We start from the raw sequence: 11890 nt of genomic DNA on the forward strand, positions 1-11890 counted from the left end.
CCCGCCCGGCGCCTAGACTCGCCCTGACATGGACACCCCCGACGCGCGCCCGGCCGCGACCCTCGCCGAAGCCGAGGAAGCCCTGCTCTCCCGTTGGCCGGAGACGCGGCTCGAACCCTCCCTCGACCGGATCCAGGCGTTCGTCGAGCTGCTCGGCGACCCCCAGCACGCCGCGCCCCTGATCCACCTCACCGGCACCAACGGCAAGACCAGCACCAGCCGGATGATCGACACCGTGCTGCGCACGTTGGGGTTGCGCACGGGACGGTTCACCAGCCCGCACCTGGAGTCGATCACCGAGCGGATCTCCCTCGACGGGGAGCCGTTGAGTCCGGAGCGGTTCGTCGAGGTGTTCAACGACGTCGCGCCCTACACCCACCTGGTCGACGGCTCCGAGGACCACCCGCTCAGCTTCTTCGAGACCGTGGTGGGCATGGCGTACGCCGCCTTCGCCGACGCGCCGGTCGACGCGGCGATCGTCGAGGTCGGCATGGGTGGTTCCTGGGACGCGACCAACGTGGCCGACGCTCGGGTCGCGGTGATCACGCCGATCGACGTCGACCACGCGCAGTACCTGGGGGAGCGGCCGGCCGACATCGCCGTCGAGAAGTCCGGGATCATCAAGCCGGGCACGGTCGTCGTGAGCGCGGCGCAAGCTCCCGAGGTGCTTGCGGTGCTCCATGACCGCGTGCAGGAGGTCGGGGCGTCGCTGCTGGTGGCGGGACGGGACTTCGGTCTCGAGCAGCGCGTCGTGGCGCATGGCGGACAGATGATCCGCATCGCCGGGTTGCGGGCGACGTACGACGAGCTGTTCCTCCCGTTGTACGGCGCCCACCAGGCCGAGAACGCGGCGCTCGCGCTGGCCGCCGTCGAGGCGTTCACCGGCGGGGCCGCACTCGGGGGAGAGGTGGTCGAGCAGGCGTTCGCCGAGTTCACCTCTCCCGGGCGCCTGGAGGTCGTGCGCCGGAGCCCCTCGATCGTGCTCGACTCCGCCCATAACCCGCACGGGGCGCGGGCGCTGGCGGCCGCGCTTGAGGACGCCTTCACGTTCCACCCGCTGGTCGCGGTGGTCGGGGTGATGGGCGACAAGGACGCCTCCGGCATGCTCGACGAGCTCACCTCGGTCGTGCACCACGTCGTCTGCACGCAGAACTCCACCGACCGTGCGATGCCGGCCGAGGAGCTCGCGGAGACGGCGCGCGGGATTTTCGGCAGTGACCGCGTCGACGTCGATCGTGACCTGGCGTCGGCCATCGAGCGGGCGGCGACGCTGTCGGAGACCGGAACGGCCATCGGGGAGTCGGTCGGCTCCGGCGGGGTGCTGGTCACGGGCTCGGTGGTCACGGTCGGCGAGGCGCGGCGGATGCTGCGCCGGACGAGAGGCGGCACGGATGCGTGACCCGAAGCGGGCGATGGCAGCGGCCATCCTCGCCCTGCAGGCGGTTGTCCTCGGCTTGACGACGCCGGTGATGATCGCGGTCGAGGACATCTCCACGCCGGTGGCGATGCTGATCGGCCTCGGCATGTGCGTGCTGTGCATCCTCACCGCCGGGATGCTCGGGCGCCGGTGGGGGTACGCCGTCGGCTGGGCGATCCAGGTGGTGTCGATCGCGCTGGGGTTCGTCGTCATCACGATGCTCGCGCTCGGCGTGATCTTCGCGTCGCTGTGGGCGGGGGCGATCTTCCTCGGCGACAAGATCATCCGTGAACGGGCTGAGTGGGAAGCAGCGGCCGCGGCCGGCGAGGACCCACCGGCTCCTCCTCAATCCGGGTGACGTGAATTCGAGTGACACCACGGCCGGCGCCCGGCAGGGTTGCCTCGTGACCGCGCCCCTGACAACACCCCTGACAACACCTCTGAGCCCGACCGATCGCACCACCGTCCGGCGGGGTCGCATCCGTGCGGTCGAGGAGCGCCGGGCGCTGTTCGACCTGCTCGGCGAGGCGCTGGTCTGCCACCTCGGCGTCGTCGTCGGCGAGGGAGCCGAGGCGCACCCCGTCGTGCTCCCGACGGTCTGCGCCGCGGACGCCGAGGGCCCGGACGAGGGCGGCACGCTGTACCTCCACGGCTCCGTCGCTGCTCGGTCCTTGGTCGCCGCGCCGGACCGGACGATCTGCGTGACCGTCACGCTCCTGGACGGGATCGTCGCCGCACGCTCGGCGTTCCACCACTCGATGAACTACCGCTCCGCCGTCGTCATCGGCCGCCCGCGCGTGGTGACCGACGAAGCCGAGCGGGCACGCGCCCTGGACCTCATCGTCGACCAGGTCGTCCCCGGCCGTGCCGCGACGCTGCGTCCGCACACCCGCAAGGAGCTGGCTGCCACGGTCGTCCTCGCGCTGCCGCTGCTCGAGGCATCGGTGAAGATCCGCGCAGGTGGCCCGGGTGACGACGCGGCCGACATCGAGGCCGGCACGTGGGGTGGCCACATCCCGCTCCGGCTCGTCGCCGATGCCGCTGTCCCTGCACCCGAGTGTGGGGACGGGCCGGTGCCGGACGACATCCGCACGCTGGTTGACCGGCTGGACGGACCAGACTGACATGGAGTGCTTCCCGAGGAAGCCGGCGCGCGCGCTCGTACCGGCCCGGCCGCGACCCCGTCCGGTCTGGTTGACCTCCATCGACAGCATCGAAGACTGGCGTTCGGTCATCGAAGACCTCGACTGGCAGCGACTGATCGAACGCCGGCGGAGACCGTTCGGGCTGTTCACGGTGAGTTCCGATCCCCAACCGGACGTCGAGGCGTGGTCCAGGTTCGCGGACTACTGCGTCGAGCGCGAGCTGATGCTGACCTGCTCGTGGGGGCCCAACAGTACGGTGCTCGATGACGTCGTCGACTTCGCCTCTTTGGGGCGATCGATCAAGGGGCTCCCTGCTGCTGAGCCGTTGACCACGTGGCACGACAACGAGCCGTTAGAGGACGCGCTGGAGTTCTTCTTGGGAATGGACGGCGGCGACCTCCGGGTGGGGACCGACCACGGAGGCACCGACTGGGTACGGATCGTGCTGGTCGTGGGAGATCCCGATCGGGCGGACGAGATCCGCCGCACGTTGACTGCGCTCGGTCCCCAGAGCTTCGAGCAACGGATCTCGGTGGAGGAGGAGCGGGAGATCAGGCGGGATTGCCTGCGTCGTGTCATCCAGCGCGACGGCGATCTCGATGAGCTCTTGGCCGACATGTCGGTGACGACGATGTGGGGCGATCTCGAGGTCCCCCTCCGCAGCGCCGACCTCATCGGCCTCTTGGAGGACTACTTGGCAGGAGCTGTCAGCGCCGAACAGGTAGGCGAGTGGGCCGAGGTCCTGGAGATGCGGGACGAGCTTGAGCCCGAGGACAACACCTTCTGGCTCCTCTCGGAGTTGGCTCCTCCCGTGGGCCTGTCCTATCCCATGACGCGCGAACGGGCGCTCTCGATCATCGAGCGGCTCCGGTAGCGGTCATGCCGGGTGTGTGGGCATGCCGATGCGCCCGCGCGGGTCGTTCTGGGTCGCGCGGGCGTCGGGGCGCGGTCGTTAGGTGGGTGGGTCGGTACCGCTGGGGCCGGCGTACTCGATCAAGAAGTCGTGCAGATACATCTCGATGGCTGACGTCTTCGTCGATCGAGCGGAAGCGGGGTCACAAGCATCTGATTGGTCGAGGTCATGGCTGTCCCTGACCGGTCGTCCCCACCGGTCCCACCATCGATAGGTCCCATCGCGAAGGCGCTCATAGCTCCACCCCATGTGGGTCTTCAGCCGATGGTGGCTCCGGCACAGCGGGGCCAGATTGCCGAGGTGGGTCTGGGCGGGTGGGCCGCCTTCGTCGATTGGGACGTAGGGGTCGATGTGGTCCGCATCGCAACGGCGCGCCGTGATGGTGCAACCGGGGAACACGCAGACCTCGTCGCGCAGGATCATCGCCTCGCGCATCCACGCGGGCGGGTCGTGCTGATCCACTGCTTGGTCGGTGTTGGTGTCGATCACCGGCCGCACGTCGATCCGTCCGGATCCGACCCCTCCGGGGCGGGTCAACCATTCGCTGAGCCGGGTGAGGGTGATGGGTCCGAGCTTCTCGATGCTCGCGCCGTGGTCGACGCCGGCACTGGTCATTGTCGCGAGGTCGCTGAGGGCGCAGTGGACGTAGATGTTCGCCACCCGGCTCGGCGCCCCCGGCGCCTTGGTCTTCGTTGTGCCGTCCGAGCTGGTGTCGGGGAGGGTGCCGTTGAGGAAGTCCATCGCGAGCTGCGGATCGAGCAGGGTCCCGACCGCTTTGGCGCGGCGGGCCTGGTGGTCGCTGGTGTCGCCCGCGGCCTTCAACCCTGCGGCGATGGTGTCGAGGGTCTGGTCAAACAGTTCGGCGTCGGGGGTGTCGAGGTTCATGTGCACCCCACGCAACAGGCCCTGGCACGTGTCGGGGTCCAACCAGACACCGCGGCCGTCTTGGCGGCGTTCCTCGCGCTGGGCGAACAGGTCGGCGTCGAACCGTCGGATCGCTTCGTCCACCAACGTGGGGGCGGCGTTGTTGGGCTTGCGCTTCTGTTGAGAGTGCACGAGCTGGACGTCCACCCACGACGCTGCTTCGAAGCTCAGCGCGCGGGTCTCCTTGGCGACGGCCCGGACCCGCCAGGCTTCGGTCTTCCCGTCGACCATGTGCTGCCACAGGCGTGGGAGACGGTGGGCGATCTCGATCGCATCCCCGAGCAGCTGTCGCGCGGCCTGCAGCGGCATCCGCAGGTGCCCGGAGAGCTCGCTGGCGGCGTACTCGCTCAGGATCGGTGCGCCCTCACCGGCCAGCGCCACCATGCGCTCGGGCTCGTGCTTGAACGCGGCGTGGTCGGCCACGATCTGGTGGCCTTCATAGAGCCCGGCCAGGTGGTTGGCGATCAGCAGGTCGTCGACCTCGAGGCGATCGCGCATGGCGCGGTTCGAGCGCAGCGTTTCCCACGCTTCGGCCTTGCCGAAGTCGGGGAGATCGTCGCGATCGAGCATGCTCATATCGTCCCAGGGCCTACCGACAGTGCCCGGTCGCGCATGGCGCGGTTCGAGCGCAGCGTCTCCCAGGCTTCGGCCTTGCCGAAGTTCTCCAGGTCGCCTCGATCGAGCATGGTCATAGTCTCCCAGGGCCTACCGACAGTGCCCGGGTCTCGAACCCTTCGACCCCGCTCAGGACATCGCTTCGCTCGACCGGCGTTCATGGTTCGTCGAGGGCTCTCCACGACATGCGATGCCCGTGGTTGACAGCGAAAGTCGCGGTTCGGGTCTCGTTACACCGGCCGGTAGCGCAGGGCGACGGCGCCGCAGCGGAAGTCGGTGCGACCGAGGAGTTGCAGGTCGAGGTGGTGGGGGAGGCCGGCGAAGAGGGTGGGACCACGACCGACGATGCGCGGCTGGATGATGAACTCGTACTCGTCGATGAGTCCCAGCTGGGCGAGGGCCAAGGGCAGCTGGGCGCCCCCGACGTACAACCCCTCGCCGGGTTCGTCCTTGAGTCGCTGCACCTCCTCGCGGAGGTCCCCGCGCAGGAGCTCGGCGTTCCCGTCGACATCGGTGAGGGTGTGAGACACGACGTACTTCTTGGCTGCGTCGATCGCTCGCGCGAAAGGCTCGGTCCAAGCCGCCGTGAGCGCCGGCGGATCGGGATAGCGCCAAGCGGACTCCATCATCGCGTAGGTGACCCGCCCGAGGATCAGAGCGTCGGCGCGCGCGATGGTGGCAGCCGCGTGCTGGTGCAGCTCCTCGTCGGGGACACCCACGGTGTGGTCGTAGCAGCCGTCGATGGTCAGATTGATGGAGTAGCACAGCGGCCTCATCGACCCACGGTACGTCCGTCTCACTCGCGCTCGAGCCAGAACCAGTACAGCTCGGCGGAGCCGAAGTAGCGCTCCAGCTTGCCGTTCATGACCCCCAGGAGGGCGTTGTCGTCGACCGCCTTGAACTGGTCCAGGACCGGCAGACGGTCGTAGACCATGGTCGCGGTGACCTCGCCGCGGAAGCCCACCTCCCACAGGGATGCGTAGCCGCCACCCCCCATCGTCTTCTCCGAGTAGAGCTCGCCGTGCTCGTCACGGCAGATCAACGGGTGCGCCTCGGTGGGAGAGTCGAAGCGCTTGCCGTGCCAGCGGGCGGAGGTGAGCAGATTGCTGACGGGGTGGCCGACCGCGAAGTCGCCGCCGCGCCACGCACCCAGGACCTCCTCGACGCCGACGGTGCGGCAGCGCGCCCACAGCGCTTCCACGTCGGCGACCTCGACATGTGTCGCTGAGCGCAGGTTCTCGAACCTCAACCGCAGATCCTCCTCAACCACGGGATTCATCGCACCCTCAGGGACCGGAGCAGCTTGAGTTGCTTGTTGCTGATCTTGACGAAGGTCTCCACCGCCAGCTGCTGCGGCGGACCGAGCGGCATCAGGCGCTGGGTCGCGATCGTCTGGGACTCGGTGTATTTCCGGATGCCTTCAGCGCCGTGCCGGCGACCCAGACCAGAGTCGCCCATCCCGCCCATGCCCGCCTCGATGGAGCCCGCCGCAGCAGCCGCACCGTCGTTCACGTTGACCGAACCCGACCGGATCTTCGACGCCATCTTCTCCGCGGTCGTCGTGTCGGCCGACCAGATCGACGCGGACAGGCCGTAGCTGCCCTCGTTGGCACGCGTGATCGCCTCGTGGTCGGACCCCACGCGGTAGAGGGAGATCACGGGCCCGAACGTCTCCTCGCCGCACACGGTCATGTCGGGGGTGACGCCCTCGAGCACCGTGGGCTCATAGACGAGCGGGCCCAGGTCGGGACGGTGGCGCCCGCCGGTGAGCACCGTCGCGCCGGCCTCGCGGGCCTGCTCGACGTGCGCGACGACCGTCTCCAGCTGCGCCTGCGACGCGAGCGGTCCGACGTCGGCGGTGTAGTCGTAGGTCTGGCCCAGGCTCAACGCCCCGACACCAGCGACGAGGGCGTCGCGGAACGCGTCGTACACGGCGTCGTGGACCAGCACCCGCTCGATGTGGATGCACATCTGGCCGGTGTTGGCGAACGCCGCAGCAATGCACCCCGCGGCCGCCTTGGCGACGTCGGCGTCGGCGCGCACGATCAGCGGGTTCTTGCCGCCGAGCTCGAGCGAGGCGGCGATCAGCCGCTCACCGGCGCGCGCGCCGACGGTGCGTCCGGTCGCGGTCGAGCCGGTGAAGCAGATGTGGTCGACGTGGTCGATCAACGCCTCGCCGACGACGCGACCGGGACCCACGGCGACCTGCCACAGGTCCGTCGGCAGTCCGGCCTCGGCCATCAACGCTCGCGCCCACAACAGGGTCAACGGCGTCTGCGAGTCGGCCTTGCTGACCACGCCGTTCCCGCTCAACAGAGCGGGAATCACGTCGCCGACCGCAAGGTAGAGCGGGTAGTTCCACGGCGAGATCATCCCGACCACGCCCTTCGGGATGCGCACCTCCTTCACCTTCGTCAGGCCCGGGATCGCGCCACGCACCTTGTTGACCCCGAGGTACGACGCCCCGTGCCGCGCGTAGTGCCGGGAGATGTTGGCGACCTGCAGGATCTCCTGCCACGCGCTGAACCGGTTCTTGCCCATCTCCCACTGGATGAGGTCGAGGACCTCGTCCTGGCGCTCAACGAGCAGGTCGTGGAACCGCAGCACGACCTCGGCCCGCGCGCCGTACGGCACCTGCGCCCAGGCGCGCTGGGCATGGCGCGCAGTGGCGACCGCGGCGTCGACGTCGGCGGCCGTGCTGGCCGGCACCTCGGCGGTGACCTGACCGTCGTACGGCGCGACGGCGCTGCTGGTCTGCGTGCCGTTCGGGTCGCGGAAGACCCAGCGGGTCCAGGTGTCGAGGTGATGCTGCTCCACCCACGTGGGTCGGGCGGAGTCGGTGGTGGTCGGGGGACGCTCAGCGGTGGCGGTCATCGGTGCTCCTCAGGGATAGCGGACGGGTTCGGGGCCGAGGCGCGGGTCGGCAGCGGTGCGCGCGGCGGTGCGCCAGGTCAGCGGGTTGTGCCTGACCCGCTCGGGCAGGCCGTTGCCGAGCCGCATCAGGCGCATCGTGCGCTGCACGCGCCGGCGCACCCGGTCGGTGGGCTCCGGCAGTCCGATGCGTGCGCGCAACGCCGGGTCGAGCGTCACGGCCATCACTTCGCGCTGGCGGCGCAGCACCGGTGCGGAGGCGAGATCGACCAGCTTCTGCGGGACGTACGGCGGAGCGGTCGGCGCGGACCACAGCAGGTCCTGGACGACCGGGTTGTTCTCCAGCTGCGGCAGCGTGCGGTCCCACAGCTCCCAGAACTCAGCCCTGGTGCGCGGCAGTGCCGAGTCGCGCACGCCGATGAGCAGCCCGAGCCGGCGCCACTCGGTGAACAGCTGCTCGTCCTGCGCGTCGGTAAGACCCGGCCCGGCCTCGAGCAGGAAGAGCCGGGTCCCTTCGTACGCCGTGGCGTGCACCCACGCGTAGGCGTCGGGGTCGAGCGCGTGGTAGCGCCGGCCGGCCGCGTCCACGCCCTTGATCTGTGCGTGCATCCGCAGCAGCCGCTGGCCCTCGACGGCCGCGTCGACCCCGCCGTACACCGACGACACGACCGAGTTCGTCGTGCGCAGCAGACGGCCCCACGGGTCGGTCTTGTAGACCGAGTGCTCGCCGACCCCCGCCCCGACCATGGGGTGGGCAACCTGGTGGACCAGGAGCCGGATGACGGCGACGAGGGCGCGGACGTCGGCGGCGGCGTACCAGATGACGCCCTGGGGTCCGAGCGGTCGGGCGGGGAGGTCGGCGAGCTGTGTGGACATCGGTGGCGGTCTCCTCTCAGGCGTAGAGCCGCTCGAGCACGTCGGCGTACTTCTCGTGCACGACGCGCCGCTTGAGCTTCAGGGTCGGGGTGAGCTCCTCGGACTCCGCGGTCCACTCGACCGGCAGCAGCTCGAACGCCTTGACCTGCTCCGGACGCGACAGGCGCGCGTTGGCGGCGTCGACGGCCTGCTGCACCATCGCCTGGATGGCGGGCTTCGTGGCGAGGTCGGCGAGGTCGGTGAACTCGATGCCGGCTTGTGCGGCGATCAACGGCGCGATCTCGGCGTCGAGCGTCAGCACCGCGACGACGTACGGCCGGCCCTCACCGAACACCAGTGCGTGCCCGATGAGCGGGCTCTCCTTGAGGTAGTTCTCGATGTTGGAGGGGGCGATGTTCTTGCCCGACGAGGTGATGATCATCTCCTTCTTGCGGTCGACCACCGTGAGGAAGCCGTCCTCGTCGATCTCGCCGATGTCGCCGGTGTGCACCCAGCCGTCCGCGTCGAGCAGCGTGGCGGTGGCCTCCTCGGTGCGGAAGTAGCCCGGCGTCGTCACCGGTCCGCGCGCGAGGATCTCCCCATCCTCGGCGAGGGCGATCTCGATGCCGGCGAGCGGGCGACCCACGGTGCCGAGCCGGAACTGCGCCGGCCCGCACGCGGTCACCGCGGCGGCGGTCTCGGTCATCCCGTAGACGTCGTAGATGCGCATGCCCAGGCCGGCGAAGAAGCGCGCGACCTCCAGCGGCATCGGCGCCGCAGCCGACGCCGCCCACTCGCAGCGGTCCAGACCGAGCAGCATCCGCAGCAGGCCGAGGACCTGGGCGTCGACCGCTTCGTACTTCGCGGTCAGCTCGGGCGACGGCGTGTTGCCGAACTGCAGCGCCTCGACGTACTCGAGCCCGACCGCCATCGCCGCCTCGATCCCCGCACGCTTGGCCTCGTCGGGCTCCGCGGCGAGTTTGGCCGAGATGCCGGTCTTGATCTTCTCCCACACCCGCGGGACGCCGAAGAACCGCGTCGGCCGCACCTCCCCGAGGGCGCCCAGCAGCAGCGACGGGTCGCTGATCAGGTGGACCTGTGCGCCGTTGATCTGGGGGATGTAGATCCCCAGCATCCGCTCGGCGATGTGGGCGAAGGGCAGGTAGGAGATCCAGATGTTCTCGCCCTCGGGCGCCGCGATGTGCAGCGAGCACTCGGCCTCGAACAAGATGTTGTGGTGCGTCAGCACCACGCCCTTCGGGTTGCCGGTCGTGCCGGAGGTGAACAGCACCGTGGCCGGATCGTCAGGGGTGACCGCCGACGCGCGTGCGACCAGCTCGTCGGCGTGATCGGCCCGCGCCGCAGCCCCGTCAGCGAGCGCCTGGTCCCAGGTGATCGCGGCGCCGTGCGCGGGCAGGGCGTCGGGCTCGATCACGATGACCGACCGCACCGACCCGCTGGCGTCCAGGGCAGCGCTCCACCGGCCGACGTGGTCGGCGTTCTCGAGGATGACCGCGGCCGGTTCGGCCAGTCCCGCGACGTAGGCGACCTGCTCGGGCGCGAGGGTGTTGTAGATCGACATCGGCACCGCGCCCGCGTGCAGGGCGGCGAGGTCGGCCACGACGTGCTCGTTGCGGTTGCCCGCCATGATCGCGACGGTGTCCCCCGGTTGCACGCCCGCGGCGACTAATGCGGTGGCGAGGTCGTTGACCTGCGCGGCGAGGGCGGTCCAGCTCAGGGTGCGCCACCCCGTGCCGTCAGCGCTGGTCACCCCCACCTTGTCGGAGTACGCCGGAGTGTCCCCGCGCGCCGCGACGGTGGCCGCGAACGCGCCCAGCAGGGTGCGGCCGGCGATCGCCTCCTCGATCTCGGCGCGGGTGGCGAGGACGTCGGGGGTAGGGCTGGGCGAGAGCGTGGTCATCGGGTGCCTTCCTTGGGTGGGGGTGGGTCAGTAGCTGCGGGGGAGCCCGAGCATCTGGGTGCCGATGTGGGCGAGGATCAGCTCCTCGGCGACGGGGATGTTCTTGGCGATGCGGGCGTCGCGGAAGATCCGCTCGACCGGGTACTCCTTGGAGTAGGCCATGCCGCCGAGCGTCTGAAAGGCCTGGTTGGCGGCCTCCCAGCCGACCTGCGCGCCGGTGAGCTTGGCGACGTTGGCCTCGTTGCCGCACGGGCGTCCCTGGTCGAAGAGCCACGCCGCCTTGTAGGTCATCAGCCGGCCCAGTTCGGTCTTCGCCTTCAATTGGGCCAGCGGGAACTGCAACCCCTGGTTGGCGCCGATCGGACGGCCGAACACCTCACGGGTCCGCGCGTAGTCGCTGGCGATCCGCAGCGCCGCCTCCGCCGTGCCGATCCCGCCGGCGGCGGCCAGGATCCGCTCCGGGTTGAGCACGTCCCACAGCACGGCGAACCCGGCGTCGACCTCGCCGATGACGTTGCTCGCCGGCAACCGCACGTCGTCGAAGAACACCTGGCTGGAATGCAAGATATTGCTGCCCATCTTGGGGATCGGCTGGTAGCTGAGCGTCCCCGCTGCCAACGCCTCCTTGACGTCGACGAGGAACAGCGTGAAGCCGGCGGTGCGCGGCAGGCCCCGGTCGGCGGTCTCCGCAGCCGGGATCGTGCGGGTGACGGCAACCATCCAGTCGGCGTTCTCGACGTTGGAGATCCACACCTTCTGGCCCTTGATGAGGAAGTCGTCCCCCTCCGGTGTGGCCTGGGTCGTGATCGCGATGGCATTGGAGCCCGCATCGGGCTCGGTCAACGCCAGGCAGAACTGCACGGAGCCGTCGGCCAAGCCGGGCAGGATCCGCTGCTTCTGCTCGTCGGTGCCGTGCCGGGTCAGCGTCATCGCCCCGAAGCCCGGGGTGGTGACGTAGAAGAACGTGCCGGCCACACCGCCCGAGGCGCACAGCGTCTCGTTGGCGATTGCCAGCTCGAGCAGACCCTGACCACCCCCGCCGTACTCCTCGGGGACGCACAACCCGAACCAACCACCGCGCCCGAGGTCGTCGAAGACCTCCTGCGGGAAGCGGTGCTCCTCCTCGCAGCGCGACCAGTACGCGTGGTCGTACTTCGCGGCGACGGCCGCGACGCCCTCGCGCACGGCGATCGCCGACTCGGGAAGGTCGAAGTCCATGGTGGTCTGGC

At 69.9% G+C, this 11890-nt stretch carries 11 protein-coding genes; 4 read left to right on the forward strand and 7 right to left on the reverse strand.

The features are described from left to right. Positions 1-28 precede the first annotated feature (28 nt). The 4 genes from J2S59_RS10695 to J2S59_RS10710 all read left to right on the forward strand — a co-directional run bounded on the left by J2S59_RS10695 (position 29) and on the right by J2S59_RS10710 (position 3436). Positions 29-1399, forward strand: a complete 1371-nt coding sequence (locus tag J2S59_RS10695; protein ID WP_068125018.1) for a bifunctional folylpolyglutamate synthase/dihydrofolate synthase — start codon at positions 29-31, stop codon at positions 1397-1399. Further along, positions 1392-1775, forward strand: a complete 384-nt coding sequence (locus tag J2S59_RS10700; RefSeq protein WP_068125019.1) for a DUF4233 domain-containing protein — start codon at positions 1392-1394, stop codon at positions 1773-1775. The genes J2S59_RS10695 and J2S59_RS10700 overlap by 8 nt, the downstream gene beginning before the upstream one ends. Before the next feature lie 46 nt (positions 1776-1821). Beyond that, on the forward strand, positions 1822-2541 hold the full coding sequence (locus tag J2S59_RS10705; protein WP_246360652.1) for a pyridoxamine 5'-phosphate oxidase family protein: 720 nt from the start codon (positions 1822-1824) through the stop codon (positions 2539-2541). A gap of 70 nt (positions 2542-2611) precedes the next feature. Then, positions 2612-3436 carry a DUF7684 family protein gene (locus J2S59_RS10710; protein WP_181642656.1) on the forward strand — a complete coding sequence of 275 codons (825 nt, stop codon included), beginning with the start codon at positions 2612-2614 and terminating at the stop codon, positions 3434-3436. A 78-nt stretch (positions 3437-3514) separates the two neighbouring features. Here J2S59_RS10710 and J2S59_RS10715 read toward each other — a convergent pair whose 3' ends face one another. From J2S59_RS10715 to J2S59_RS10745, 7 genes are all read right to left on the reverse strand, one after another. Continuing rightward, positions 3515-4969 (reverse strand): HNH endonuclease signature motif containing protein, encoded by a 1455-nt coding sequence (locus J2S59_RS10715; protein WP_306825099.1) that lies wholly within the window; start codon positions 4967-4969, stop codon positions 3515-3517. Between the two features lie 275 nt (positions 4970-5244). Further along, on the reverse strand, positions 5245-5790 hold the full coding sequence (locus J2S59_RS10720) for a dihydrofolate reductase family protein (protein ID WP_068121936.1): 546 nt from the start codon (positions 5788-5790) through the stop codon (positions 5245-5247). A 20-nt stretch (positions 5791-5810) separates the two neighbouring features. Further along, a complete protein-coding gene (locus J2S59_RS10725) occupies positions 5811-6263 on the reverse strand; it encodes a DUF4334 domain-containing protein (RefSeq protein ID WP_220138495.1) in 453 nt (150 codons plus the stop codon). Between the two features lie 26 nt (positions 6264-6289). Further along, positions 6290-7888 (reverse strand): succinic semialdehyde dehydrogenase, encoded by a 1599-nt coding sequence (locus tag J2S59_RS10730; protein WP_306825100.1) that lies wholly within the window; start codon positions 7886-7888, stop codon positions 6290-6292. Positions 7889-7897: 9 nt separating this feature from the next. Continuing rightward, complete coding sequence (locus J2S59_RS10735; RefSeq protein ID WP_306825101.1) at positions 7898-8761, reverse strand: oxygenase MpaB family protein; 864 nt, start codon at positions 8759-8761, stop codon at positions 7898-7900. A 16-nt stretch (positions 8762-8777) separates the two neighbouring features. Next, the gene (locus J2S59_RS10740; protein WP_068123223.1) at positions 8778-10661 is read right to left on the reverse strand and encodes an AMP-dependent synthetase/ligase; all 1884 of its coding nucleotides are present in this window, start codon (positions 10659-10661) and stop codon (positions 8778-8780) included. Positions 10662-10688: 27 nt separating this feature from the next. Next, positions 10689-11879: an acyl-CoA dehydrogenase family protein gene (locus tag J2S59_RS10745; RefSeq protein ID WP_306825102.1), complete on the reverse strand. Its 1191-nt coding sequence runs from the start codon at positions 11877-11879 to the stop codon at positions 10689-10691. Positions 11880-11890: the final 11 nt, after the last annotated feature.

Source organism: Nocardioides massiliensis, assembly GCF_030811215.1.
In the GTDB taxonomy this organism is placed as follows: Bacteria; Actinomycetota; Actinomycetes; order Propionibacteriales; family Nocardioidaceae; genus Nocardioides_A; species Nocardioides_A massiliensis.